The sequence below is a fragment of the Simplicispira metamorpha genome (genome assembly GCF_004341365.1).
Taxonomy (GTDB): Bacteria; Pseudomonadota; Gammaproteobacteria; order Burkholderiales; family Burkholderiaceae_C; genus Simplicispira; species Simplicispira metamorpha.
On sequence record NZ_SLXH01000007.1, the window covers coordinates 1 to 26529 of the forward strand.

Consider the following 26529-nt stretch of genomic DNA (forward strand, 5'->3'; position numbering starts at 1 on the left):
ACCTGCCCCACGGTCTGCCCCACGCGCCTGGCGGTATCCACTGCGCCGCGCGCCTCAATCTTTTTCAGCACGGCCAGCACATCACGCGGGCCAATATCTGCCATGGGTTTGCGCCCAAGGGTCGGGAACACGTCACGGTGGAGCCAAGTGTGGGCGCGCTCGCTGGTGCCTTCGGTGCGCTGCGCCGCCGTCGCCTTGAGCCATGCCAGCGCCACGGCCTCGAAGGTGTTTTCCGCCTGGGCAGCGCGGGCGGCTTTTTCTTCGCGCTTGGCGGTGCTGGGGTCGGTGCCCTGGGCCAATTGCTCCTTGGCGCGCTTGCGGGCTTCGCGGGCCTGGGCCAGCGACACCGCCGGATAGACACCAACGGCCAGCGTCTTTTGCTTGCCGTGCATTCGGTAGGCCATGCGCCAGTATTTGCCCGCAGCCGTGACGTGCAGGTACAAGCCCCCACCGTCGCTGTGCTTATCGCCTGCCGGTTTGCCACTGTGCTTGGCGGTCTTGGTGAAGGTGTCGGTCAGGGCCACGGTGCATCCTTGGGTGGTTTGTTGGTATGTGGTTTGCCGGTATGCGCCTAATACCAACAGAACTACCAACAAAATGTTGGGATGCCATGATGCCCCGTGACACGGCTTGGAGCAAAGAAAAAGCCCCGTTGCCTATGGAGCAAGGGGCTTTTGATGTGGCCTGACATGGCCTGATACCGTCATATGGTGCCCGGGGCCGGAATCGAACCGGCACGCCTTGCGGCGGGGGATTTTGAGTCCCCTGCGTCTACCAATTTCACCACCCGGGCGGTATTTGTGAAGTCACGAATTATGGCACAGTACGCGCATGAAATATCCGACTATTGAAGATGCCATTGGCCGCACGCCTTTGGTGGCCTTGCAGCGTATCGGTGCGCAGGACAACGCGGCGCGCAACAACGTGATTCTGGGCAAGCTCGAAGGCAACAACCCGGCGGGCTCGGTCAAAGACCGGCCTGCGCTGTCGATGATCCAGCGGGCCGAGGAGCGCGGCGATATCCGCCCCGGCGACACGCTGATCGAAGCCACATCGGGCAACACCGGCATTGCGCTGGCCATGGCCGCCGCCATCAAGGGCTACCGCATGGTGCTGGTCATGCCCGAGGATTTGTCCATCGAGCGCGCACAGACCATGAAAGCCTTTGGCGCCGAGCTGCTGCTCACGCCCAAAAGCGGCGGCATGGAATACGCGCGCGACCTGGCCGACAGCATGGTCAAGCAGGGCAAGGGCCGGGTGCTCGATCAGTTCGCCAACCCCGACAACCCGCGCATCCACTATGAAACCACCGGCCCCGAGCTGTGGGAGCAAACCGGCGGGCGCATCACACACTTTGTCTCGGCCATGGGCACCACGGGCACCATCACCGGCGTATCGCGCTTTTTGAAGGAAAAAAACCCCAACGTGGTCGTGGTGGGCGCGCAGCCACAAGAGGGCTCGCGCATTCCGGGCATCCGCAAGTGGCCCGAGGCCTACATGCCCGCCATTTACGACCCGCGCGCCGTCGATGAGCTGGTGCTGGTCAGCCAGGACGATGCCGAAGAAATGTGCCGCCGCCTGGCGCGCGAGGAAGGCATTTTTGCGGGCATCTCGGCGGCAGGTGCCTGCTGGGTGGCGCAGCAAATCGCCGCGCGCGAGCACGACGCCACCATCGCCTTTGTGGTCTGCGACCGGGGTGACCGCTACCTCTCTACCGGCGTATTTCCGGCCTGATGCAAATGTGCAGTCCAAAGTGCCTCCAACCCTTACGGGGCGGACGCTGGCAGCTATCAAAATAATCATCCCATGCAGTACGAAACACGCTTTTGCACGCACTGCGCTGCGCCGTTGGCGCGCATCGTGCAGACCGAGGATGGCGGCGAGGTCGAGCGCCTGCGCTGCGGCACCTGCGGCTGGACGCACTGGAACAACCCCACGCCGGTGCTGGCCGCCATCGTCGAGCTGGACGGCAAAGTGCTGCTGGCGCGCAACGCCGCCTGGCCGGGCAAGGCGTTCGGGCTGATCACCGGCTTCATGGAGGCGGGCGAGACGCCGCAAGAGGGCATCACGCGCGAGATTGCCGAAGAAACCAGCCTGCAAGTGAGCGCGTTGCAGCTCATCGGCGTGTACGACTTCCAGCGCATGAACCAGGTCATCATTGCCTACCACGCCGTAGCCCACGGCCAGGTGCGGCTCTCGCCCGAGCTGCTGGAGTACCGCCTGATCGAGCCCGCGCGCGTGCAGTACTGGCCCGCAGGCACCGGCTACGCGCTGGCCGAATGGCTGCGCGCACGCGGCCACGAGCCGCAGTTTGTGGATTTTTTCCGGCGCGAGGCGGTGGATGCGGCCCCGCCCCTGCGCACCGGCACCGAATAAGTTGGCCACACCGGCCCAGGACACACCATGGACATCAGCAAGGAAATCGACACACGCGGGCTCAACTGCCCGCTGCCCATCTTGAAGGCCAAAAAGGCCCTGGCCGATATGGCCAGCGGCCAGTTGCTCAAGGTGCTGGCCACCGACAGCGGCTCACTGCGCGACTTCCAGGCGTTTGCCAAGCAAACCGGCAACGAGCTGGTAGAGCAGCAAACCGTGGGCGAGGAATACATCCACGTGCTGCGCCGGCGCTGAAGCGGGCGGGCGCAGCTTACAGCGCCAATCCCTTCAGGTACTCGCGGAAATGCGCGCCCACTTGCGGGTGCTGCAAGGCCAGCTCCACGGTGGCCTCCAGAAAGCCCTCTTTGCTGCCGCAGTCGTAGCGCTTGCCCGCGTACTGGAAGGCGTACACGGCCTCGTGCGCCATCAGGCGGGCGATGGCATCGGTGAGCTGAATCTCGCCGCCCGCGCCTTTGGGCTGGCTGCGGATTTCTTCAAAAATGGCGGGCGTCAGAATGTAGCGCCCAGCCACGCCCATGCGCGAGGGGGCTTTCTCGGGGGTGGGTTTTTCCACGATGTACTCCACGCGTATCAGCGGGCCGCCTGCGGGCTCACCCGCCACGATGCCGTAGCGGTTGACCTGCTCCAGCGGCACTTCCTGCACCGCCAGCATCGATCGGCCCTGCTTGGCAAACGCGGCGGTCATCTGTGCCATCACGCCGGGGCTGCTGCTGCCATGGCCTCTTTCGCCCACCATCAAATCGTCGGCCAACAGCACGGCAAAGGGCTCGTTGCCCACCAGCGGCTCGGCGCACAGCACGGCGTGGCCCAGGCCCAGGCTGCGCGGCTGGCGCACAAAAGCGCAGTGCATGTCGCAGGGCATGAGCGAGCGCACCAGCGTCAGCAGCGCTTCTTTGCCCGCCGCCTCCAGCTCGGACTCCAGCTCGTAGGCCGTATCGAAATGGTCTTCGATGGCGCGCTTGCTGCGCCCGGTGACGAAGATCATGTGGCGGATGCCTGCGGCGTAGGCTTCTTCGACGGCGTACTGGATCAGCGGCTTGTCCACCACCGGCAGCATTTCTTTGGGCGATGCCTTGGTGGCGGGCAAAAAGCGCGTGCCCAGGCCAGCGACAGGAAAAACGGCTTTGCGAACGGGACTGGCGTGCATGTTGTGCTCCTGAAAAGTGTGCTGCTCACGCACGTCCATCAAGGGTTTGGCATGGTTTTCATGCCGAAACCCTGGATGGATGAGCGCTGACAGCTATTATTTTTGATGGTTGGAAATGTCAGCCCAGGCGCGCCAGCTGGCCGCGCAGGCGCTCCAGGGTGGCGCCAAAGTCGGCCACGCGCTTTTTCTCCTGGTCGATGACGGCGGCGGGGGCTTTGGCCACAAAGGCTTCGTTGTTCAGTTTGGCGCTGGCTTTGGTGATTTCGCCGTCGATGCGGGCGATTTCCTTGGCCAGGCGCACGCGCTCGGCGGCCACGTCCACTTCCATGTGCAGGCACAGGCGCGCCTCGCCCACCACGGCCACGGGCGCGGCCTGGGCGGCCTGGCTCCACGCGGCCTCGTCGTCAAACACCTTCACCTCACTGAGCTTGGCCAGCGCTTGCAGCACGGGTGCGGCGCTGCGCAAAAAGGCGCTGTCGCCCACGGTGAACATCGGCAGGCGCGCGGCGGGCGAGACGCTCATCTCGCCGCGCAGCGTACGGCAGGCGTCCACCAGCGATTTCAGGCGCGCGACGTGGGCCATGGCGGCCTCGTCGATTTTCTCGGGCCGGGCCTCGGGGTAAGCGGCAATGCTGACCGATTCGCCAGCCAGTCCGGCCACGGGCGCCACCTTTTGCCACAGTTCTTCGGTGATGAACGGGATGATGGGGTGGGCCAGGCGCAGGATGGCTTCGAGCGTGCGGATCAGCGTGCGGCGCGTGGCGCGGGCTTGCGCTTCGGTGCCGGTCTGGATTTGCACCTTGGCGATTTCCAGGTACCAGTCGCAGAACTCGTTCCAGACGAAGTCGTAAAGGGTGTTGGCCACGTTGTCCAGGCGGTACTCGGCAAAGCCCTTGGCCACGTCAGCAGACACCTTTTGCAGTTGCGAGGTGATCCAGCGGTCGCACTGGCTGAAGTCCAGGTAATCGCCACCAGGCGTGCAGGCGGCGGCGTCGTGCGCGGCCAGGCCGCAATCGTGGCCTTCGCAGTTCATCAGCACGAAGCGGGAGGCGTTCCAGAGCTTGTTGCAGAAGTTGCGGTAGCCATCGCAGCGCTTGCTGTCAAAGTTGATGCTGCGGCCCAAACTGGCCAGCGCCGCGAAGGTAAAGCGCAGCGCATCGGCGCCATAGGCCGGGATGCCATCGGGAAACTCTTTTTGCGTGTCTTTGCGCACTTTGGGCGCCGTCTCGGGGCGGCGCAGGCCCTGGGTGCGCTTGTCCAGCAGGGGTTCGAGCGAGATGCCGTCGATCAAGTCCACCGGGTCGAGCACGTTGCCCTCGGACTTGCTCATCTTCTTGCCCTGCGCGTCCAGCACCAGGCCGTGGATGTACACATGCTTGAACGGCACGCGGCCCGTGAAGTGCGTGGTCATCATGATCATCCGGGCCACCCAGAAGAAGATGATGTCGTAGCCCGTGACCAGCACGGTGCTGGGCAGGTAGAGGTCGTAGTCGCTCAGGCCGTCGGTGCCGGGGGCGGCGCTCTGCGCGGCTTCGGGCCAGCCCATGGTGGAAAACGGCACCAGGGCGGAGGAATACCAGGTATCGAGCACGTCCTCATCGCGGCGCAGCGTTTTGCCGGGCGCCTGGGCCTGGGCCTCGGCCTCGTTCTTGGCGACGTACACGTTGCCCTCGTTGTCGTACCAGGCGGGAATCTGGTGGCCCCACCACAGCTGGCGCGAGATGCACCAGTCCTGGATGTTGTTCATCCACTGGTGGTAGGTGTTGATCCAGTTCTCGGGCACAAACTTCACAGCGCCCGAATCGACCGCATCAATGGCTTTTTGCGCGATGGACTTGCCCGTGGCGTCGCCCTCGCCCACTTTGCGCATGGCGACAAACCATTGGTCGGTGAGCATGGGCTCGATCACCTGGCCGGTGCGGGTGCAAATGGGCACCATGAGCTTGTGCTTTTTCACTTCGACCAGCAGGCCCAGTGCCTCCAAATCGGCCACCACGGCCTTGCGGGCCACGAAGCGGTCCATGCCCCGGTATTTTTCGGGGGCGTTGTCGTTGACGGTGGCTTGCAGCGTCAGCACGCACACCATGGGCAGCTGGTGGCGCTGGCCCACGGCGTAGTCGTTCTGGTCGTGCGCGGGCGTGACCTTGACCACGCCGGTGCCAAATTCTTTGTCTACGTAGTCGTCGGCAATCACCGGGATTTGGCGGTCGCACAGCGGCAAGTTCACCATCTGGCCGATCAGGTGGGCGTAGCGCTCGTCCTCGGGGTGAACCATCACGGCCACGTCGCCCAGCATGGTTTCGGGGCGGGTGGTGGCCACCACCAGCTGGCCCTCACCACTGCTCAGCGGGTAGGCGATGTGCCACAGCGAGCCGTCTTTTTCTTCGCTCTCCACTTCCAGGTCGGATACAGCCGATTGCAGCTTGGGATCCCAGTTGACCAGGCGCTTGCCCCGGTAGATCAGGCCCTGCTCATACAGCTTGACGAAGGTGTCGGTCACGACCTTGGAGAGCTTGTCGTCCATGGTGAAGTATTCGCGGCTCCAGTCCACGCTGTCGCCCATGCGGCGCATTTGCGTGGTGATGGTGTTGCCCGATTGCTCTTTCCACTCCCAGACCTTGGAGACGAAGTTCTTGCGCGCCTCGGGGGGCGTGGGGCCCATGTCGTGGCGGCTGATGCCCTGCTCTTGCAACTGGCGCTCGACCACGATTTGCGTGGCAATGCCAGCGTGGTCGGTGCCCGGCACCCAGACGGTGTTGAAGCCGCGCATACGGTGGTAGCGCGTGAGGCTGTCCATGATGGTCTGGTTGAACGCATGGCCCATGTGCAGCGTGCCGGTCACGTTGGGCGGCGGCAGCTGGATGGCAAAGTCGTGGCCTTGTGCGTGTGCCTGGGCGCTGGCGGTGCCGGTGCCCCGCTCGCCTGCCCGGCCATAGCCGCGCTGCTCCCATTCGGGGCCCCAGTGGGCTTCGAGCGCGGCGGGCTCAAACGATTTGGACAGACTGGCAAGGCCGGGTTGGGAGAGGGTGTCGCTCATGGGATTTGGCAAATGAAAACGGCATCCTGCAAGGGATGCCGTCTGGTTGGCGGGTGACGGTATCAGGCGATTTTACCGGCCTGTCCGCGCGGCCCTCTGGGGCGCCAAGATTTGAAGCCAAATTGGCCTCCAGCGCTTGTGCGGTAAGCGCAAGCAGCTATCAAAAAAATAGCAATCAGGCGGCACCTGGCACAAACTCGGGGCGGTCGTTGGTCTCGGGCTTGAGCAGCGTGTCCACCTTGCCTTCGGCGCGCTCTTTGCGCCATTGCTCTTTGCGTGCCGTCCAGGCGTTCAGGCGCTCGTGGGCCACGGTGCTGTCTTTGGCCATTTGCTCGGCATCGGCCACTTGCGCGGCCAGCTCCAGGCGGATGCCGTTGGGGTCGAAGAAGTAAATGCTCTTGAAGATGTGGTGGTCGGTCACGCCCAGCACTTCCACGCCGTGCGCTTCCAGGCGCGCCTTGGTGTTTTCCAGCTCTTGCACGGTGTTGACGCGGAAGGCCACGTGGTTGATCCACAGCGGCGTGTTGGGCGATGGCTCGGCCTTGACGTCGTCACCGATGTCAAAAAACGCGATGAACGAGCCGTCTTGCAGGCGGAAGAAGAAGTGCGTGTAGGGGCAGTATTCGCCCGTAGAGGGCACGTAGTCGCTCTGGATGATGTGGTAGAGCGGCAGGCCCAGAATGTCTTCGTAGAAGTGGCGGGTTTCTTCGGCATCACGCGCCTTGTAGGCGAAGTGGTGCAACTGCTGGACGGGGGCTGCGGGCGGCAGGCTGGCCAGATCGGGCTTGGCGGCAGTGGTCATCAAAGTCTCCTGGTGGGATGTTGGTTTCACTAAACGTAATCAGTTTACCTTAAAGAAATTTTTGCTGCCAGCGGGCATAAAAAAAGCCAGCCCGGTGGGGCTGGCTGGCGCGGGAAAGCGCGCAAAGGCGCTTATTGCTTGACGGCTTCGATCTGCACCACCAGGCGCACGTTCTTCGGGAAGCCCCAATCGACGCCGTAGTTCAGGCCGAAAGCGGTGCGGTCAATGGTGGCTTCAAAGTCGCCGCCGCACACTTCACGCTTGAGCATGGGGCTGTCGTAGCAGGCAAACTGGTTGGCCTTGAGCGTGACGGGCTGGGTCTTGCCCAACAGCGTCAGTTGGCCTTCCACGGACTTGACCTTGTCGCCCTCGAAGTGGAACTTGTCCGAGACAAACTTGGCCGTGGGGTGCTTGGCCACGTCAAAAATGTCGGCGCTTTGCAGGTGCTTGTCGAAAGCGGCGGTGCCCGTGTTGACCGAGGCCACGTCAAAGGTGATGTCCACCTTGCCGCTCTTGCCCGCTTTGTCGAACTGCACAGTGCCTTCCTTCTTGTCAAAACGGCCCCGGTTCACGGAGGCGCCAAAGTGGCTGATCTCGAAGGTGGCAAAGGTGTGCGTGGGGTCGATGGCATAAGCGGCGGGGGCAGCTTGCACAGCGCTGGTAGCCAGGGTGGCGGCAATGGCGGCGAGGGCGAAAAGGGATTGGCGCATCAAAAAAACTCCTGAAACAAAGGGAATGGAAACCACAGAAATCGGAAAAATCACAGCTTGCCCACGCCGGTCAGCGCGAGCTTGAATTGCACTTGCACATCGTCGGCCACCATGGAGGTGTCGGCCCACTCGTTCTCGCCAATCTTGTAGGCCAGGCGCTTGAGGGCCAGCGTGCCGCTGGCGGTGGTGGTGGCGCCGCTCTGGGTCAGCGTCACGGGCACGGTCACATCGCGGCTCTGGCCTTTGATGGTGAGCTTGCCCGCCACGTCAAACTTGCCGCCGCCCAGCGCCTTGATGCTGCTGGACTGGAAGGTGGCCTGCGGAAACTGGGGCACGTTGAACCAGGTGGGCTTGGGCAGCTCGGCATCGGTTTCACGCGAGCCCAGGGTGGCGCTGCCGGTGTCCACCGTAAAGGCGATGCGGCTGGTGGCCAGCTTGGCCGGGTCAAAGGCGATTTGTGCGCCAAATTTTTTGAAGTGGCCTTCCAGCGGCACGCCCATTTGCTTGGCGGTGAACTGGATGCTGCTTTGGGCAGGCTGCAATGCTTGCTGGGCGTGGGCGGGCACAGCCACCAGCAGCGCCAGGCTGCTGAGCACAACGGCGGGAGCAAAAGAGAAGATGGTCATGGGCAAGGTCAACGCAGGTAAAGAGGGGGTCTGAGTACGGTGGCGGCAGTTGGTTCAGTGCGCGGTGCGCTTGCCCGCAGGCCACATGCGTGCCAGCAGGCCGTCGCGGTCGATGGCGTGGTGCTTGAGGGCCGCTGCAATGTGCAGTGCGGCCAGCGTGGCCAGGGCGTAGGCGCTGTAGGCGTGCCAAGGCTTGATGGCTTCGGCCAGCGCCTTGTCTGCTGCCACGAAGTCGGGCAGCGGCAGCACACCCAGAAAGACGATAGGAAAACCCGCTGCCGAGCTGTAGGCCCAGCCCGTCAGCGGCACGGCAAAGAACAGCACGTACAGCAGGTGGTGGGTGCCATGGTGGAGCGCTTTTTGCCAGCCGGGCATGCGCACGGCCACAGCATGGGGCAAGGCGGGCGGGCGGTGCATCAGGCGCCACAGCAGCCGTGCCAGCGACAGCGCCAGAATCGCCACCCCCGCCCACTTGTGCCAGTTGTAGAGCTTGAGCCGCTGGGGCGAAAACGGCAGGCCGGTCATGTACAGGCCCACACCCAAAAGCGCCATCAGCGACAGCCCCAGCAGCCAGTGCAGGACGATGGCGGTGGTGCTGTAGCGCGCCGTGGTGGATGGCGGGGTGGAAGTGGATGGCATGGTGTGTGTGGTTCCAATGGCCAGCGCTCGGGACGCGGCAAATATTCGTGGTTAGAGGCAGTGTAGAAAGCAGACGCTTCTTCCAGTTCCAATGGAATTGACGTTTTGCTTCAAAGAAATTGAATGCACTGCGGGCCGAAAAGTTCAAATTCCGTGCATGGCAGGTGTGCGCCCCTGCTGCCTGGGGGGGCGCTGGTGCAGGCGTCAGTCTGCGAGGGCGGCGCTTTTCCAGGCCTGTGCGGCGGCGTGGCTGTCGCCGCGCTGCTCGGCCAGTTCGGCCAGGCGTTGCCAGGCGCTGCGGCGCAGGCTGGCATCTTGCAATTGCTGGGTGGACTGGGTCAGCAACTGCTGGGCTTTGCCCCACAGCTGGCGTTGCAGGCAGGCCATGCCCGCCAGGTACTGCAAACGGGCATCGCGCGGGTTGGCCTGGGCGGCGGTTTCTATGCGCGCCAACCAGGGGGCATCGAGCGCGTCCAGCCCGGCCTCCAGGGCGCGCACCAGCTTGAGGGCATGGGGCCCGGCCAGCGCGCCGGGGTTGTCCACCATTTGCTGCCATGCGGGCAGCAGCCAGTGGCGCACCAGCGCGCGCTCGCCGCCCAGGCTGGCCAGGCGCTGCGCAGCGTGGACGGCCAGCTCGGGCATGGCGCGCTCGCTGTTTTCCAGCGATTGCCAGACTTGCTGCAACTGCGCGGGGTCGTGCGCCCCGTCGATCAGCTCCATGGCCAGCCCGCGCACGATGCTTTGCGCGGCCGCCGCAGAAAACGCCCGGTGCTTGCCCAGCAGGCGGGCGGTGTCCAGGGCGTCTTGCGTCTGGTGGGCGTGGCGGCTGGCCTTGAGTTTGATGCGCAGCGCCAGCGTACGCCGCGCGGCGCCCTGGGGCAGGCTGGCCAGCCATTGCAGCGCGGTGCGGGCATCGCGGTCTTCCAGCGCCCAGCGGGCGGCGCGCATTTGTATGCCTTCGCGCAGTTCCTGTTCGTGGGCGGTGCCGTGTTGGGGGGCGTGCTCCAGGGCGCGCTCCAGGTGGTGCTCGCGCTGGGTGCGGTCTTGCAGGGCCTGCGAGTCTTCGGCGGCCACCAGGTGGGCCAGGGCACGCAGCTGGCGGCCATGCGGCACGGCCTCGCCCGCCTGGGCCAGTGCGCCTTCCTGGGCCAGCGCGGCCAGGGCAGCTTTGCGCGAGCGCAGAAAGCGCCCGGCCATGAACTGGGCCACCGCGTCCATCAAGGCAGCGTGCATGGCGCGCTCTTTTTGTTGCAGACGCCAGCGGCGCGCTTCGTGTGGCAGCGCCAGCAGTGCGGCCAGGGCGCGCAGTGCGGCATAGAGCGTGACAAAGCCCAGTGCCAGCAGCAGCAGCACCATGTTGAGCGACAAATCCAGCCGGTAGGGCGGCCAGAACAGGGTGACGGTGCCCTGGTTGTTGCCCGCAAACAGGGCCGAAGCCACCGCGATGCCAAACAGGGCCAGGAGCCAGAGGGCTGCACGCATGGGGCAGATTTCCTTGCGCGCGTTAGCGCCCGGCCGCTGCCGTGGCCAGGGCAGAGAGGGTTTCGTCCAGGCGCGGCAGTTCAGCGGTTTTCAGGTGCGCCTGGGCTTGTTGCAGCACCGTGGCCGCGCTTTGGGTGCGCCGCGATGCCGGGTCGAAGTATTTGTTGATGGCCGCACTGGCCGCAGCCAGATCAGCGCGGGCCGAATCAAACTGGCGCGCCAGCACGCCCAGGCGCGCATTGAGCAGCTTGAGCTTGAGGTTCTCGCGCAGAAAAAATGCCTGGTCGGGCGCCAGCAAAATGGCTTCGGGCTGGTCGATGCGGCTCACGCGCACCAGACCGCGCACTTCGTCGCGCACCACCTCCCAGCTGCGTTGCAGGGCGGTTTGCCACCAAGCCTGCGCTGCCCCGGACGCAGCCTGTGCGGCATCGTGGGTGGCGTGGCGCGCTTGCAGGCGGCGCGTGGCGGCGGCCTGGGCCACGGCGTTTTGTACGGGCAGGTCGTCCACCTGGCGCACCAGATCGTCCAGGCGGGCCAGCAGCCCGGCGGTGTCGGTCACGCTGGCGCTGGTGATGCGTTGCAGGTCACGCTCCAGGGCACGCTGCAGCGGCGCCAGGCGGGGCTGGGCGGCACGCTCTATGCGTTGCTGGGCGCTTTTGAGGGTGGCCACCAGCGGCTCCAGGCTGCCGGTGAGCTGGGCTTGCTGCTGCGCTAGGCGCAGGGCCGATTCAATATCGACGACCAGATTTTCATCGCGCGAGCGCGACAGGCTTTGCATCAGTGCTTCAAGCTGGCTGCGCTGCAAGGCGACTTCGTTCAGGCGCGTTTCGGCCACGGTCACGCGCGTGGCGGTATCGCGTGCTTGTTCTTGGGCTTGCAAGGCGATGGTGCGCGCCTCAATGGCCTGCGTGCCCGCATCAGCGCTTTGCCGCGCCAGTTGTTCCTGGATGGTGCTGAGTTTTTGCCACAGCAGGGCGCTGCTGGCCAGGCCTGCCACGGCCACGGTGGCCAGGGCGGCCATGGTGTAGAGGACAACCTTGCTGGCCGGTGCAGTGCCGGGGGCGTCCGAGGGTGCGGGCGCCGCTGCCGACGCTGCCGCAGCAAACGCCGCCTCAGGGGGGGCGGCGGCGGGCAAGTCGGGGGAAGGCGCGGAGCTCATGGCGCCGATTCTATCGAGGCGGCAACGTCCTCCAGGGTGGGGCGGCATTCCTGCACGCTGCCAAATCCGGCGCTGCGCGCGGCCTGCGCGATGCGCGGGTGCGTGGCCAGGGCGCGGGCGGCCTGCCAGCTTTGCGCAGGCAAGGCGGCGCGCAAATGCGCAATGGCCTGCGAGCTGCTCAGCAGCCACAGCGTGCCGTCGCTGGCCGCTTGCTGTGCCAGGGCGTGCTGTGCGGGCGTCCATTGCGGTGCCGCGCGTGTGTAGGCAGCCACCCAGTCCACTGCGGCGCCTGCTGTGCGCAGTTGCTGCGCCAGCCAATCGCGGCCACTGCCTGCGGGGGCATCGCCCGCCTGGGCACCGCGCACGATGAGCACGCGCGCGCCGGGCGTGATCTGGCCCTGCACCTGCGCCCACAGGGCTTCGGAGTCAAACTGCACGGCATCGGCGGCGGGTTGGTCAATGCAGGCGGCATCCAGGCCCAGTGCTTGCAGCGTGCGGGCGGTGCCGGGGCCGGGCGCCCACACTCTTGTTTTGATAGCTGCTTGCGCGCACCCAGAAAGGGCCAGAGCCGTTTTTTGATCAAAGAAGTGCTGCGCCGCATTGCCGCTGACCACCATGACGGCGTCATAGCGGGCGATGTGCTGGCGCGCGGTGTGCAGGGCTTGCTGCGCGGCGGCATCGGTGGGGGCGGCAATGGCGATCAGCGGCAGGGCCTGGGCCCGCAGGCCGCGCGCTTGCAGCGCGGCCACCCAGGGCGCGGCCTCGCTCTCGGGGCGGGTGACGAGGGTGCGCGGCACCGGCATGGGCCGCGTCAGCCCGCGCTGGCGCTGTCGGCGGCGCCCGCCACGCCGATGGCACCGCCTGCGCGCAGTTGCGTCGCCACGGCCTGGCCCAGGGCGTTGGCCTGCTCCAGCGTCAGCACGGTGCCTGCGGCGTGGGCGCGCACCAAGGGGATACGGCCTTCGGGGTCGCCCCAGGCGGCGTCCAGGTGCAGTTGATCGCCCTCCAGACGCGCATGGGCAGCCAGCGGCATGGAGCAACTGCCGCCCATGCTGCGGCTGACGGCACGCTCGGCAGTGACGGTAAGCCAGGTGGGCCAGTGCGCCAGCGGCGCCAGTGCCTCAATCAGGTCGTAGCGGGCCGTGCGCACCTCAATGCCCAAAGCGCCCTGGCCCGCAGCGGGCAGCATCTCGGTGGGATCAAAAATGGTGCGGATGCGCGCATCCAGCCCCAGGCGTTTGAGCCCTGCCGCCGCCAGCACGATGGCGTCGTACTGGCCCTCATCGAGCTTGCGCAGGCGCGTATCCAGGTTGCCGCGCAGGGGCTCAATGCGCAGATCGGGGCGCAGCGCCTGCAACAGCACCTGGCGGCGCAGGCTGGAGGTGCCCACCACCGCGCCGTGGGGCAGCTCGGCCAGCGAAGCAAAGGTGGGCGAGACAAAGGCATCGCGCGGGTCTTCGCGCTCCATCACGCAGGCCAGGGCAAAGCCTTCGGGCAGCTCCATGGGCACATCTTTGAGCGAATGCACGGCCAGCTGGGCGCGGCCATCTTGCAGCGCGGTTTCCAGTTCTTTGACGAACAGGCCCTTGCCACCGACTTTGCTCAGGCTGCGGTCCAGAATCTGGTCGCCCAGCGTGGTCATGCCCAGCAGCGACACGGTGTGGCCGCGCGCGCGCAGCAGGGCTTGCACATGCTCGGCCTGCCACAGGGCCAGGCGGCTTTCGCGCGTGGCGATCACGAGGGGGGAGGGGTGCGGGTTCACGGGCATCGTCTCGGGTAGCAAAGGAAGCGGGGAATGCTAGCATCTTGCGCCGTCGCAGCCACCCTCCCCTCCCCCGCTGCTGCGATACCCCAGGAGACACTGCGTGAGCGTGAAAAAAATCGACAAAGACCTGCCCTTGATCCAAGACATCCGCCTGTTGGGGCGCATTCTGGGAGACGTCATCCGCGAGCAAGAGGGCGTGGCCGCGTTCGACCTGATCGAGCAAGTGCGCCAGCTGTCTGTGGCCTTCCGGCGCGATGCCGACCACGAGGCCGAGCGCGCCCTGAAAAAACTCCTCAAAGGGCTGACGGCCGACCAGACGGTCAGCGTGATCCGCGCCTTCACCTATTTTTCGCACCTGGCCAACCTGGCCGAAGACCGCCACCACATCCGCCGCCGCACCATCCGCGAGCGCGCAGGCGACACCCAGGAAGGCAGCATCGAAGTGGCCCTGGCCCGCCTGCGCTGGGCGGGAATAGCTCCCAAAACAATAGCAGACACACTGGCCAGCAGCTACGTGGCCCCCGTGCTCACAGCCCACCCCACCGAGGTGCAGCGCAAAAGCATTCTGGATGCCGAACGCGACATCGCCCAGCTGCTGACCGTGCGCGACGATGTGATCGAACGCGCCCAGCTCTACAACAGCGCCAAAGATGCCCTGACGCCGCGCGCCCTGGCCGCCAACGAAGCCCAGCTGCGCGCCCGCGTGGCCCAGCTGTGGCAAACGCGCCTGCTGCGCTACAGCAAGCTGACCGTGGCCGACGAGATCGAAAACGCCCTGAGCTACTACGAGGCGACCTTTTTGCGTGAGATTCCGCGCATTTACGCCGACCTGGAACGCGATCTGGGCGTGCAGCAGGTACACAGCTTTTTGCGCATGGGCCAGTGGATTGGCGGCGACCGCGATGGCAACCCCAACGTGGGCGCCGACACGCTGGTGCAGGCACTGCGCCGCCAAAGCGAAGTGGCGCTGCGCCACTACCTGACCGAAGTGCATTTGCTGGGCGGTGATTTGTCGCTGTCGGCGCGCCTGGTGGGCGTATCGCCCGAGATGCAGGCCCTGGCCGCCAGCTCGCCCGACACCAACGAGCACCGGCTGGACGAGCCCTACCGCCGCGCGCTCACCGGCATTTACGCGCGCCTGGCGGCCACGCTGCAAGCGCTCAGCGGCGGCGAGGCTGCGCGCCACGCCGTGGCGCCACAAAACGCCTACGCCAACGCCGAAGAATTTTTGGCGCAGCTGCGCACCATCGACGCCTCATTGCAGGCCCACCACGGCGCCGCGCTGGCCACCGAGCGCCTGCACCCGCTGATCCGTGCGGTGGAGGTGTTCGGCTTTCACCTGGCCACCGTGGATTTGCGCCAAAGCTCCGACCAGCACGAGCGCGTGGTGGCAGAACTGCTGGCCGTGGCCCGCATCACCCCCGACTACGCCACGCTGGACGAGGCCGAGAAATGCGCCGTGCTCATGCGCCTGTTGCAAGACGCACGCCCCTTGCGCGTGATGGGCGCCGCCTATGGCGAGCACACCCAGAGTGAGCTGGCCATTTTTGAAACCGCTTTGCAGATGCGCCAGCGCTACGGCGCCCAGGCCATTCGCCACTACATCATCAGCCACACCGAAACCGTGAGCGACTTGCTCGAAGTGCTGCTGCTGCAAAAAGAGGTGGGCCTGGTGCGCGGCACTTTGGAGGACGTAGCCCCCCCGGCCCACGCCGACCTGATCGTGGTGCCGCTGTTCGAAACCATCGAAGACCTGCGCAACGCCGCGCCCATCATGCGCGCCTTCTATGCCCTGCCCGGCGTGGCCGCGCTGGTGCGCCGCAGCGGCGGCGAACAAGACATCATGCTGGGCTACTCCGACAGCAACAAGGACGGCGGCATCTTCACCAGCAACTGGGAGTTGTACCGCGCCGAGATCGCACTGGTGGCGCTGTTTGATGAACTCTCGCAGGGCGTCGGGGCCACGCCGATCCGGCTGCGCATGTTCCATGGCCGGGGCGGCACGGTGGGCCGGGGCGGCGGCCCCAGCTACCAGGCCATCCTGGCGCAGCCACCGGGCACGGTGCGCGGACAAATCCGCCTGACCGAGCAGGGCGAGGTGATTGCCTCTAAATACGCCAACCCCGAAATTGGCCGACGCAACCTGGAAACGCTGGTCGCCGCCACGCTGGAGGCGACGCTGTTGCAGCCCACCAAGCCGGCCACGCCCGCATTTTTGTCGGCGGCAGCGCAGCTGTCGCAGGACAGCATGGCGGCCTACCGCGCGCTGGTCTATGAAACCCCCGGTTTCACCGACTATTTCTTCAACTCCACGCCGATCCGCGAGGTGGCCGAGCTGAACATCGGCTCGCGCCCGGCCTCGCGCAAGCCCAGCCAGAAGATTGAGGATTTGCGCGCCATCCCCTGGGGCTTCAGCTGGGGCCAGTGCCGCCTGACGCTGCCGGGCTGGTACGGCTTTGGCGCCGCCGTCGAGGCGTTCTTGCATGCCCCCGGCAAAGACCCCAAGGCGCAATTGGCGCTGCTGCGCAAGATGTACCGCCAGTGGCCGTTTTTCAACACCTTGCTGTCCAACATGGACATGGTGCTGGCCAAGAGCGATCTGGCGCTGGCCTCGCGCTACAGCGAGCTGGTGCAGGACGCCGCGCTGCGCAAAAAAGTGTTTGGCGCCATCGAGGCCGAGTGGCACCGCACCACCGACGCCCTGGTGCGCATCACCGGCGACAAGCAGCGCCTGGCGCACAACACGGCGCTGGCACGCTCCATCAAACACCGCTTTCCGTACATCGACCCCCTGCACCATTTGCAGGTGGAGCTGGTGCGCCGCTGGCGCGCAGGCCAGGGCGACGAGCGGGTGCAGACGGGTATCCACATCTCCATCAACGGCATTGCCGCCGGGTTGCGCAACACGGGCTGAGCCCCGCACGGCCCAGCGCGGGGCGTAAAAAAAAGGCCCTGCATCGCAGGGCCTTTTTTGTGCAGTGCCGCCGCAGACAGGTTGTCTGGCGGCTACAGCAGCGTTACTTCTTCTCGGCGTTGATGGCGTCCTGGGCGGCCTTGAGCGGGTCGTCCTCGGCGCTGGCGCCATCGGCCTCGGGCGCGGGGCTGGCCGGGTCTGCCCCGTCCTGGGGTTCGGGCGCCAATTCGTCTTGCGGCGGCTCGGAGGGCTGCATTTCGGCCTCCATTTGCAGGCGAATCTGGTCCATGTCGTACACCGCCGCCTTGTCCATGTTGCTCGACACAATGCCGGGGAAGGCAATGATCAGGCCGACCATGACAATCTGGATCAGCACAAAGGGCACGGCGCCCCAGTAAATCTGCATGGTGGTGACGGGCTGCACCAGCTTCTTGGTCACTTTGTCGGTGTAGGCCTGGGTGGGCGCCACGCTGCGCAGGAAGAACAGCGCAAAACCAAATGGCGGGTGCATGAACGAGGTTTGCATGTTCACGGCCAGCAGCACGCCAAACCAGATCAGGTCAATGCCCAGCTTGTCCGCCACCGGCGCCAGCAACGGTACCACGATGAACGACAGCTCAAAGAAGTCCAGGAAGAACGCCAGGAAGAAGATCATGATGTTCACCACGATCAAAAAGCCCGTTTGACCGCCAGGCAGGTTGCCCAGCAGGTGCTCGACCCAGCGCGGGCCGTCCAGCCCCTGGAACACCAGACCAAAAATGGTGGAGCCGATCAGGATGAACACCACAAAGCACGACAGCTTGGTGGTGGTGTTCAGGGCCTGTTTGAGCAGCGAGCCACTCAGGCGCCCGCGCAGCTTGGCCATGACGAAAGCCCCCAGCGCGCCCATGGCGCCGCCTTCGGTGGGCGTGGCCACACCCATGAAAATAGTGCCCAGCACCAGGAAAATCAGCAGCAGGGGCGGAATCAGCACGAACGTGACGCGCTCGGCCATGCGCGAGAGCAGGCCCAGGCGCAAAACCTTGTTGATCACCGCCACCACAAACGCCAGCGTCACGCCTGCGCACATGGACACCACCACGGTTTCGTCCAGCGCCACCTGCTCTACGGCCTCGCCCTGCCACCAGGAGTGCACGGCCACCATGTGCTTGGACAGGTACAAAGCCACTGCGGTACACAGCGCGGTCAGCACCAGCAAGGAGGGCAAGCCCGCCTTGCCGTTGTCTTCGCGGATGGTGCGTGCCTCGGGCGGCAGTGCTGGCACCCAGGTGGGTTTGAAAATGGCCAAGGCCATCACAAAGACGGCGTACAGACCTGTCAGCATGAAACCGGGCAAGAAAGCGCCTTTGTACATATCGCCCACGCTGCGGCCCAGCTGGTCGGCCAGGATGATGAGCACCAGCGAGGGCGGAATGATCTGCGCCAGCGTGCCCGAGGCCGCAATCACGCCGGTGGCAATGCGCCGGTCATAGCCATAGCGCAGCATGATGGGCAGCGAGATCAGGCCCATCGAGATGACGGAGGCCGCCACCACGCCGGTGGTGGCCGCCAGCAAGGCGCCGACAAAAATCACGGCAAACGCCAGGCCGCCGCGAATGGGGCCAAACAGCTGACCGATGGTGTCGAGCAGGTCTTCGGCCATGCCGCTGCGCTCCAGGATCAGGCCCATGAGCGTGAAGAACGGGATGGCCAGCAGCGTTTCGTTCTGCATGATGCCGAACACGCGCAGCGGCAGCGCCTGCATCAGCGCCTCGGGCAGCAGGCCCAGCTCAATGCCGATGAAGCCAAAGAACAGCCCGCAGGCGCCCAGGCTGAAGGCCACCGGAAAGCCCAGCAGCAAAAAGACGATGAGGCCGCCGAACATGATCGGCGCGATGTTGTGGGTGAGAAATTCCATGGTGGGCTCGGTGCTCAGTGGGCGTTGCTTTTGGCGGCCTCGGCCAGGCGGCGGATGGATTCGGCCAGTTCTTCTTCGGCCGTTTTCTCGGTTTTCTTGGCGGTGGGGTCGTCAATCAGGCCCTGCAAAAAGGCCAGGCGCTTGATCAGCTCTGACCAGCCTTGCAGCAGCAAGAGCGTGAAGCCCAGTGGAATCATGGCGTACACCGGCCAGCGGATCAGGCCGCCCGCGTTGCTGGACATTTCGCCCGACTGGTAGCCCTGCACAAAGAATGGCACGCCGTACCACAGCACGGCCAGGCACACGGGCGTGAGAAAGAGCCCAAAGCCCAGGATGTCGATCCAGATTTGCGCGCGCTTGGACAAGCGGCTCGAGACCACGTCCACCTTGACGTGTTCGCCTTGCAGCAAGGTGTAGCCCGCCGCCAGCAAAAAGGCCGCTGCGAACAGATACCACTGCACTTCCAGAAACGCGTTGGAGCTGTAGTTGAAGACCTTGCGCACCACCGCATTGATGCCGCTGATGACGGTGGAGGCCAGGATGAGCCAGAGGACATATTTGCCCACCTGGCTGTTGAGCCAGTCAATGGCCCGCGATAGTCTGAGTAAGGCTTGCATGTGCTCTCCGAGAAATCCAGCGATAACAAGATTGGGTGGCAAACGCCAAAGGCCCGCGGGGGTGCCACGGGCCTGGTGAGTAGTGCGCGATAGGTGTGCGCCACTGGGGCCAGAGTCTGACGCAAATCAAGCGCTGGCGTGACGGTGTTATCCCGCAAAGGGGGCGATTTTAAGGCTCAAAAAAAATAGCTGCTGGCGCTTGCTACATATGCCTTAGAGTGCTTTTTGACCCTTGTTTTCCGGCTTGCGCCGGGCAAACTTCCACCACGGCAGCACCCGGCTCATGGACAGCACTTCGCCGCAGTGCAGCGGCGCATAGCCCGCCATGCTGGCCATCTCCTGCTGCCAGGCACTGGTTTGCAGCAATGCACGCAAGGCCTGCATGGCGGGCTGCTCCAGCGCCGATTGCAGACAGGCCAGGTGGTAGCGCTCTTGCACCAGTGGCACAAAGTCCAGGCCGCGCATGCGCGCCGCCAGTTCAATGCCGACGCCCACATCGGCGCTGCCCGCCGCCACCGCCTGCGCCACCGCCCCGTGCGAGGGTTCGTGCTGCGCGTAGCCGGTGATGTCCTCGGGCACCAGGCCCGCCCGGGCCAGCAGGTCGTCCAGCAGCACACGGGTGCCCGAGCCCAGCGGGCGGTTGACAAACCGCGCCCCGCTGCGCGCCACATCGCCCAGCGAATGCAGCCCCAGCGGGTTGCCCGGCGCCACGATCAGCCCCTGCGTGCGCCGGGCAAAGCCAATGAGCTTGTGCAGGCCGGGCTGCAGCAGGGGGCGGTAGGTGCGCGCGGCCAGCGAGTCGGCGTCGGGCTGCTCCAGCGTGTGAAAACCCGCCAGCGTGCAGCGCCCCTCATTGAGGGCGCGGATGGCGTCCACGCTGCCGGTGAAGCGGATGTCCAGATGCACCGCATCGTCACTGCCCGGCGTGGCGGCCCAGGCGCGCAGCGCAGCCAGCGCATCGTCGTGGCTGGCGTAGAGGGTGAGCACATGGGCATTGGCATCAAAGGCCACGGCGAAGGCGCGCTCCAGATCGGCGCGCAGGGCTTCGATCTGCGGCGCCAGCCGCGCCTGGGCCTGGCGCTCGGCCCACAGCAGCTTGGTGCCAAACGGACTGAGCTGCGCCGACTGGCCCTTGCCCCAGACGATGAGCTCGCCGCCGAGCTGGTCTTCCCAGCGCTTGAGCGAGCCCCAGACATGGCGGTACGACAGTTGCAGCGCGCGCGCCGCACCCGAAATGGAGCCCTCGCGGGCCACTGCCTGGAGCAGTTCAGGCAGGGGGTTGCGGGCCAGGGCGTCGCCCGCGTCGCGGCTGATGGTGTAGTGGAGCTGGATCCTATGCACGGAAAGTCATATCGCTGGACATTGTTGCGGTGCATACGATAGCCGACCCATGTCCACCATCCTCGATAGCGCTGCGACGGCGCTGCAATTGATCGCCTCTTCCGATACCGCCCTGTGGGCCATCGTGGGCCGCTCCCTCTCGGTCAGCGCTACGGCCTGCTTGCTGGCCTGTGGCGCCGGGCTGGTGCTGGGCGCGTGGCTAGGCGTGGCGCGTTTTGCCGGGCGCGGCGCGGTGCTGGCGCTGCTCAACACGCTGCTGGCGGTGCCCTCGGTGGTGGTCGGGCTGGGGGTGTATTTGCTGCTCTCGCGCGGGGGGCCGCTGGGCTCGTGGGGCTGGCTGTTCAGCTTCAAGGCCATGGTGCTGGCGCAGATGGTGCTGGTGCTGCCCGTGGTGATGGCACTGACGCGCCAGAGCATTGAAGACGCCGAGCGCGCCCACGGCGAGCAGTTGCGCTCTTTGGGCGCAGGCACCCTGGTGCGCGGCGTGCTGCTGGCCTGGGATGAGCGCTACGCGCTGCTGACGGTGCTGATCGCCGCCTTTGGCCGCGCCATCTCCGAGGTGGGCGCCGTGATGATCGTGGGCGGCAACATCGACGGCTTTACCCGCGTCATGACCACCGCCATCGCCCTGGAAACCAGCAAGGGCGACTTGCCCCTGGCCCTGGCGCTGGGCCTGATTTTGCTGGTGGTGGTGCTGGCGCTGAACGTGCTGATTGCCCTGCTGCGGCGCTGGCGCGAGCGCCGCGATGGCGCAGCCCTGGATGCCACGCTGGGGGTGGCCGCATGAGGGCCGACCTGCCCCCCCCCATGCACAGCCCGGCACCTGCCGTGGTGTGGAACTTGCAGGCCGTGGGCGTGCAATATGGCCGCGTGAGCGCGCTCTCTGGCGTGACGCTGCGCATTGCCCAAGGCGAGCGCGTGGCGCTGGTGGGCTCCAATGGCAGTGGCAAAAGCACCTTGCTGCGCGTGCTGCACGGGCTGGTTCCCGCCAGCAGTGGGCAGGTGCAGCAGGACGGCGCACTGCGCCAGGCCATGCTGTTTCAGCGCCCGCACATGCTGCGCACCAGCGTGCAAAACAACATCGTGCTGGGGCTGTGGCTGCGCGGCACCGCCTGGCGCGATGCCAAGGTGCAGGCACGTACGGCGTTGCAGCGCGTGGGCTTGCAGGCCGTGGCACAGCAAAACGCGCGCACGCTCTCGGGTGGCCAGCAGCAGCGCCTGGCCCTGGCCCGCGCCTGGGCCTTGCGGCCTGATGTGCTGCTGCTGGACGAGCCCACCGCCAGCCTCGACCCCCACGCCAAGCGCGAGGTCGAGGCGCTGATGGCCGACTTTGCCGCCAGCCACGCCAGCGCTGGCCCCGCGCACCCAGTCACCACCGTGTTCAGCAGCCACAACCTGGGCCAGGTCAAGCGCCTGGCCAGTCGCGTGGTGTACCTGGAGCATGGCTGCGTGCTGGCCGATTTGCCGGTGCACGATTTTTTCAATGGCCCCTTGCCCCAGGCCGCCGCGTTGTTTGTTCAAGGAGAAAAAGTATGAAGAATTACCAGTGTTTTAAGCCGCTAGCCCTTACACAAAAAGCGCTTACAGCTATTGTATTGATAGCATCTAGCACCACCTGGGCGCAAAGCATCCACATGGCGTCCACCACGTCCACCGAGCAATCGGGCTTGTTCTCGCACCTGCTGCCCGCGTTCAAGGCGGCCAGCGGCATTGACGTCAAAGTGGTGGCAGTGGGCACCGGCCAGGCGCTGGACATGGCGCGCCGGGGCGATGCCGACGTGCTCTTCGTCCACGACCAGGTGGCCGAAGAAAAATTTGTGGCCGACGGCTGGGGCGTGCAGCGCTACCCCGTGATGTACAACGACTTCATCCTCATCGGCCCCAAGCAGGACCCGGCAGGCACGCGCGGCAAAGACATCGTGGCCGCCCTGCAAAAAATCGCCACCAGCAACACCGAATTCGTCTCGCGCGGCGACAAGAGCGGCACACACGCCGCCGAGCTGCGCTACTGGAAGCTCTCCAGCCCCGATGCGGCCAAGGGCAAGGGCTACAAGGAATGCGGCTGCGGCATGGGCCCGGCGCTGAACATCGCTGCCTCCAGCGGCGCCTACGTGCTGGCCGACCGGGGCACCTGGCTCAACTTCAAGAACCGCGCCGACCTGGCCGTGCTGGTCGAGGGCGACACGCGCCTGTTCAACCAGTACGGCGTGATGGTGGTCAACCCGGCCAAACACCCCCACGTCAAGGTGCAAGAAGCGCAGAAGTTCGTGGACTGGATCGTCTCGCCCGCCGGGCAGAAAACCATTGCCAGCTACCAGATCGGTGGCGAGCAGTTGTTCTTTCCGAACGCGGGCAAATAACGGGCCACGCCCTGGCCGCTCAGGGCCAGCGGTAGCCGCGCGCCGGGTGCAAGCTCCAACGGCCATCGCCGGGCAGCTCCAGCACCTGCTGGTGGTAGGCCAGCACGGTGGCGCGGTGGCTGATGCTGATGGGGGTGATCGACAAGCCCGCCAACTGGCTGTACAGGCGTTCTTCATTGGCGGCGTCCAGGGCGCTGGTGGATTCGTCCAGCAGCAGGTAGCGCGGCTTGGCCAGCAGGGCGCGGGCAAACGCCAGGCGCTGCTGCTCGCCCACCGACAGCACCTTGGCCCAGTCCAGCGTGGCACCCAGGCCACCAAAACGCGCGGCCAGCGTGGGCAAGTTGACCCGCTCCAGCCACTGGGCCAGCTCTTCATCTGAAATCTCGCGTTCGGTGTTCGGGTAGAGCAGTTGGCAGCGCAGGTCGCCCAGCGGCAGGTACGGCGTTTGCGGCAGAAACAGCATATCGGGCTCGGCGGGGCGCACGATGTCGCCGGTGCCGGTATTCCACAGGCCCGCCAGCACCCGCAAGAGCGAGCTTTTGCCCGCGCCGCTGGGCCCGACGATGACCAGCCCGGCCCCCGGGTGCACGGTGAGCGTGACGTCTCGCGCCAGCAGGTGTTCGCGGTTGGGGGTGAACACGGTCAGCCCCACCAGGCTCAATTCAAAACCGTGCACGGTGCGGATGTGCGTGGCGGGCGGCTGCTCGGGCGCATCCAGCTCGGCCTGGGAATCCAGCGCCTGGGCAAACGCATGGAGCCGATCGACGCCAGCAGAAAAGCGGCTCAGGCCCTCAAAGTGCTCGACGATCACCGTCAGCGCGCTCAAGATGGCGGCAAAGGCGCCAGCGGCCTGGATGGCACTGCCCACTTCGAGCGCGCCGCTGAGCACCTGGTTGGCAATGATCACGCTGGGCAGCACGATGGTCAGAAAGCTGTGCGTGTACTGGAACAGGTTGAGCTTGAATTGCCAGCGCAGCACCTGCTGGTAGTTGGCGTACAGCGCGGCAAAAATACGCTGTAGCGCAGACATTTCGCGCATTTCGCCGTGGTGAAAGGCGATGGGCTCGGCGTGCTCACGCACGCGCACCAGGTTGAAACGGAAATCGGCCTCGCGCTGCAGCTGGCGGTAGTTCAACCCGATCAGTGGCCGGCCAAACACCGTGGCCGTGAACACCGTGCTGAACACGGCGTAGCCCAGCAAAAAATACACCAGCCCTGGCGAGATGGCCCACAGCACGCTGGCAAACGCCATCAGCTGGATGACCGCCCCCAACACGATCATCGAAAAATACAGCGATTGCTGCGTGAAGCTGTTGATGTCTTCGGCAATGCGCTGATCGGGGTTGTCTATGCCGGCCATGGCGTTGAGCCGGTAATAGGCGCGCTGGTGGAAGTAGCGCTCCAGAAAGTGCTGCGTCAGCCAACGCCGCCAGCGCAGCCCCAGCGTGTCGCGCACGTAGTAGTACAGGGCGTAAATCGGTACGGCGGCCAGCAAAATCAGCGTGTAGCGCAGGATGGACGCCCAAAAGCGGTCGGCATCGCGCGCTGCCAGGGCCGAGGTGAATTCACCAGTCTCGTGGTTGAACCACACGTTGAAGGCCGTCTGCCCCAGCAGCAGCACTATCAGCAGCGCCAGCAAGCCACGCGAGCGCCAGCGCTCGGGCGACTGCCAGTAGGGCAGCGCTATCTGCACAAAGCGCCGCCACAGGCGGGTATTGAAACCGGTGGCAGCGTCGGCGGTCATGGCAGCTTTCTAAAAACCCAGCGTGTGCGGCAGCCAGGTGGAGATGGCGGGCACAAAGGTTAGCAGCGCCAGCACCACAAAGTGCGCCACCAAAAATGGCGGCAGTTCGCGCGTGAGGGCGGCCATCGACACCCGGGTGGACACCGCCGTCACAAACAGCAGGCCGCCCACAGGCGGAGTGATCATGCCCAGCGTCAGGTTGACGATCACCACCATGGCAAAGTGCGTCGGGTCAATGCCCAGCGCCGAGGCAATCGGCGCCAGGATGGGCACCAGAATCATCACGCCCGGCAGCGGCTCCATGAAGATGCCAAACACCAGCAGCAGCAGGTTCACCGCGATCAGAAAGGCCACGGGCGAGAGGTTCCAGCTGACGATGGTTTGCGACAGTTGCTGGGGCACGCCCTCCACTGTCAGCACCCAGGCAAAGGCTGCCGAGGTGGCCATGACCAGCAGCACCGAGGCCGTCAGCAGCGCCGAGCGGGAGATGATGTCGGGCAGCGCCTTCCACTCCAGCGTGCGGTACACCCACTTGCCGCATGCCAGCGCATAAAAGACCGCCACCACCGACGCCTCGGTGGGTGTGAAGATGCCAAAACGGATGCCCACCAGAATCAGCACGATCAGCATCAGCGCCGGAATGGCCTTGACGCTGTTGACCAGCATCTCGCGCGCCGAGGGGCGCGGCTCGGTCGAGCGGTAGTCGCGCTTTTTGCAGACGCGCCAGTTGACGAAGGCCATGGCCAGGGCAATCAGCAGGCCCGGCACAAAACCGGCAATGAACAGCCCGCCCACCGACACCTGCTCGTCCTGCATGGCATAAATGATCATGCTGATGGACGGCGGAATGATGGGCCCGACGATGGCGGTGCTGGAGGTCAGCGCGGCGGCATAGGCACGCGAGTAACCGGCCTTGTCCATCATCTTGACCATCATGGAGCCGGGGCCCGCAGCGTCGGCCAGCGCCGAACCCGAGATACCGGAGAACAGCGTCAGCGACAGCACGTTGGCATAGCCCAGGCCACCGCGCAGGTGACCCACAAATTGCGCCGCAAAGCGCAGCAGCACCGCCGTCAGGGCGCCGCCCGACATCAGCTCAGCCGCCAGGATGAAGAACGGCACAGCCATCAGCGGAAAGCTGTCGATGCCGGTAAACATCTCCTTGAAAACCACCAGCTGCGGGTAGCGCCCGCCCACAAAAACCGCCAGCGCCGCCGACATGGCCAGCGCAAACGCCACAGGAAAACCCAGCGCCATCAGCACGATGGCGGCAATGAAAAGAGTCAGTGTCATGGTGTGGTACTGCCTGCGGTGTCAGAGCGATGCCGCTGCCTGGGCATCCATCTCGGGCGACTCGGCAAAGCGGCCCTCCAGGATGTAGCTGCGCACAACGAATAAAAGGTGGACGAACATCAGCATGAAGCCCGCTGGCATGGCGGCATAAATCCAGGCCATGGGGATGTCGGTGGCGGCGGTGGTTTGAAAGCGCGTGGCCCAGACGTAGAGGATGGAAAAGTACGTCATCACCAGGCAAAACACCGCGATGCCTGCGGCCACTATGGCGCGCACCACCCGCGCCCCCCGGGTGCCCAGCGCGCCGTGCAGGTTGTCGATGGCCACATGGCCACCAAAGCGCAGCACCATGCCAGCGCCCAGAAAAGTGACCCAGACCATCAGGTGGCGCGCCACCTCTTCGGCCCAGACGATGGAGTCGCCCGTGGTGTAGCGCAGCACCACGTTGGCAAAAACGATGCAGGACATGGCCAGCAGCAACAGGATCAGCATCCAGCGGTTGGCGGCCACCAGAATGCGCTCGACGCGGTTCAACATAAATGGGGCAGGCGCCGTACAGGCGCCACAGTCAAAAGGCCAAAAGGAACGCCCGGACAGTG

Annotated in this window: 24 protein-coding genes and 1 tRNA gene; 7 read left to right on the forward strand and 18 right to left on the reverse strand. The window is 65.5% G+C overall.

The window, feature by feature from the left end; all coding sequences use genetic code 11:
* Together EV674_RS05205 and EV674_RS05210 are read right to left on the reverse strand one after the other, a co-directional pair.
* Positions 1–524 (reverse strand): tyrosine-type recombinase/integrase (locus EV674_RS05205; RefSeq protein ID WP_132750372.1); only part of this gene is annotated, 524 nt, incomplete at its 3' end.
* A 184-nt stretch (positions 525–708) separates the two neighbouring features.
* Positions 709–793: transfer RNA gene (locus tag EV674_RS05210), tRNA-Leu, on the reverse strand.
* A 38-nt stretch (positions 794–831) separates the two neighbouring features.
* Here EV674_RS05210 and cysM point away from each other — a divergent pair.
* From cysM to EV674_RS05225, 3 genes are all read left to right on the forward strand, one after another.
* Entirely contained in the window at positions 832–1734 is a 903-nt protein-coding gene (gene cysM / locus EV674_RS05215) for a cysteine synthase CysM (protein ID WP_119014746.1), read from the forward strand.
* 72 nt (positions 1735–1806) lie between these two features.
* Complete coding sequence (locus EV674_RS05220) at positions 1807–2376, forward strand: NUDIX hydrolase (protein WP_119014747.1); 570 nt, start codon at positions 1807–1809, stop codon at positions 2374–2376.
* A gap of 27 nt (positions 2377–2403) precedes the next feature.
* Positions 2404–2631, forward strand: coding sequence for a sulfurtransferase TusA family protein (locus tag EV674_RS05225; RefSeq protein ID WP_119014748.1), 228 nt, complete (start codon positions 2404–2406; stop codon positions 2629–2631).
* A 16-nt stretch (positions 2632–2647) separates the two neighbouring features.
* Here EV674_RS05225 and galU read toward each other — a convergent pair whose 3' ends face one another.
* The 10 genes from galU to hemC form a co-directional block, all read right to left on the reverse strand.
* On the reverse strand, positions 2648–3544 hold the full coding sequence (gene galU, locus EV674_RS05230; RefSeq protein ID WP_119014760.1) for a UTP--glucose-1-phosphate uridylyltransferase GalU: 897 nt from the start codon (positions 3542–3544) through the stop codon (positions 2648–2650).
* Between the two features lie 118 nt (positions 3545–3662).
* A complete protein-coding gene (locus EV674_RS05235; RefSeq protein ID WP_119014749.1) occupies positions 3663–6581 on the reverse strand; it encodes a valine--tRNA ligase in 2919 nt (972 codons plus the stop codon).
* 175 nt (positions 6582–6756) lie between these two features.
* On the reverse strand, positions 6757–7383 hold the full coding sequence (locus tag EV674_RS05240; RefSeq protein ID WP_119014750.1) for a VOC family protein: 627 nt from the start codon (positions 7381–7383) through the stop codon (positions 6757–6759).
* Positions 7384–7514: 131 nt separating this feature from the next.
* Positions 7515–8093 carry a YceI family protein gene (locus EV674_RS05245; RefSeq protein ID WP_119014751.1) on the reverse strand — a complete coding sequence of 193 codons (579 nt, stop codon included), beginning with the start codon at positions 8091–8093 and terminating at the stop codon, positions 7515–7517.
* A 50-nt stretch (positions 8094–8143) separates the two neighbouring features.
* A complete protein-coding gene (locus tag EV674_RS05250) occupies positions 8144–8719 on the reverse strand; it encodes a YceI family protein (RefSeq protein ID WP_119014752.1) in 576 nt (191 codons plus the stop codon).
* A 54-nt stretch (positions 8720–8773) separates the two neighbouring features.
* Positions 8774–9358 (reverse strand): cytochrome b, encoded by a 585-nt coding sequence (locus tag EV674_RS05255; protein WP_119014753.1) that lies wholly within the window; start codon positions 9356–9358, stop codon positions 8774–8776.
* 204 nt (positions 9359–9562) lie between these two features.
* A complete protein-coding gene (locus tag EV674_RS05260; protein ID WP_119014754.1) occupies positions 9563–10840 on the reverse strand; it encodes a heme biosynthesis protein HemY in 1278 nt (425 codons plus the stop codon).
* 22 nt (positions 10841–10862) lie between these two features.
* Positions 10863–11999 (reverse strand): uroporphyrinogen-III C-methyltransferase, encoded by a 1137-nt coding sequence (locus EV674_RS05265; RefSeq protein ID WP_119014755.1) that lies wholly within the window; start codon positions 11997–11999, stop codon positions 10863–10865.
* On the reverse strand, positions 11996–12802 hold the full coding sequence (locus EV674_RS05270; protein ID WP_119014756.1) for a uroporphyrinogen-III synthase: 807 nt from the start codon (positions 12800–12802) through the stop codon (positions 11996–11998). Before EV674_RS05270 ends, EV674_RS05265 begins: the two co-directional genes overlap by 4 nt.
* Positions 12803–12810: 8 nt before the next feature.
* Positions 12811–13767 carry a hydroxymethylbilane synthase gene (gene hemC, locus EV674_RS05275; RefSeq protein WP_119014757.1) on the reverse strand — a complete coding sequence of 319 codons (957 nt, stop codon included), beginning with the start codon at positions 13765–13767 and terminating at the stop codon, positions 12811–12813.
* A 103-nt stretch (positions 13768–13870) separates the two neighbouring features.
* On the opposite strand from hemC, the gene ppc reads away from it, so the two are divergent.
* Complete coding sequence (gene ppc, locus EV674_RS05280; protein ID WP_119014761.1) at positions 13871–16678, forward strand: phosphoenolpyruvate carboxylase; 2808 nt, start codon at positions 13871–13873, stop codon at positions 16676–16678.
* Between the two features lie 103 nt (positions 16679–16781).
* Here the strand turns inward: ppc and EV674_RS05285 are convergent, their stop codons facing one another.
* The 3 genes from EV674_RS05285 to EV674_RS05295 form a co-directional block, all read right to left on the reverse strand.
* On the reverse strand, positions 16782–18575 hold the full coding sequence (locus EV674_RS05285) for a TRAP transporter large permease (protein WP_119014758.1): 1794 nt from the start codon (positions 18573–18575) through the stop codon (positions 16782–16784).
* Positions 18576–18589: 14 nt separating this feature from the next.
* Positions 18590–19192, reverse strand: a complete 603-nt coding sequence (locus EV674_RS05290) for a TRAP transporter small permease subunit (protein WP_119014759.1) — start codon at positions 19190–19192, stop codon at positions 18590–18592.
* A gap of 213 nt (positions 19193–19405) precedes the next feature.
* Positions 19406–20533 carry a substrate-binding domain-containing protein gene (locus EV674_RS05295; RefSeq protein ID WP_119013008.1) on the reverse strand — a complete coding sequence of 376 codons (1128 nt, stop codon included), beginning with the start codon at positions 20531–20533 and terminating at the stop codon, positions 19406–19408.
* Between the two features lie 49 nt (positions 20534–20582).
* On the opposite strand from EV674_RS05295, the gene EV674_RS05300 reads away from it, so the two are divergent.
* From EV674_RS05300 to EV674_RS05310, 3 genes are read left to right on the forward strand one after another with little or no spacing between them, the layout of a single operon-like run.
* Positions 20583–21320, forward strand: a complete 738-nt coding sequence (locus tag EV674_RS05300) for an ABC transporter permease (RefSeq protein WP_119013007.1) — start codon at positions 20583–20585, stop codon at positions 21318–21320.
* Positions 21321–21340: 20 nt separating this feature from the next.
* Positions 21341–22069, forward strand: a complete 729-nt coding sequence (locus EV674_RS05305) for an ABC transporter ATP-binding protein (RefSeq protein ID WP_241524916.1) — start codon at positions 21341–21343, stop codon at positions 22067–22069.
* The gene (locus EV674_RS05310) at positions 22066–22893 is read left to right on the forward strand and encodes an ABC transporter substrate-binding protein (RefSeq protein ID WP_119013005.1); all 828 of its coding nucleotides are present in this window, start codon (positions 22066–22068) and stop codon (positions 22891–22893) included. The genes EV674_RS05305 and EV674_RS05310 overlap by 4 nt, the downstream gene beginning before the upstream one ends.
* 19 nt (positions 22894–22912) lie before the next feature.
* Here EV674_RS05310 and EV674_RS05315 read toward each other — a convergent pair whose 3' ends face one another.
* From EV674_RS05315 to EV674_RS05325, 3 genes are read right to left on the reverse strand one after another with little or no spacing between them, the layout of a single operon-like run.
* Entirely contained in the window at positions 22913–24637 is a 1725-nt protein-coding gene (locus tag EV674_RS05315; protein WP_119013004.1) for an ABC transporter ATP-binding protein/permease, read from the reverse strand.
* A gap of 9 nt (positions 24638–24646) precedes the next feature.
* Positions 24647–25930, reverse strand: coding sequence for a TRAP transporter large permease (locus tag EV674_RS05320; RefSeq protein WP_119013003.1), 1284 nt, complete (start codon positions 25928–25930; stop codon positions 24647–24649).
* Between the two features lie 21 nt (positions 25931–25951).
* Positions 25952–26467, reverse strand: coding sequence for a TRAP transporter small permease (locus EV674_RS05325; RefSeq protein WP_119013002.1), 516 nt, complete (start codon positions 26465–26467; stop codon positions 25952–25954).
* Positions 26468–26529 lie beyond the last annotated feature (62 nt).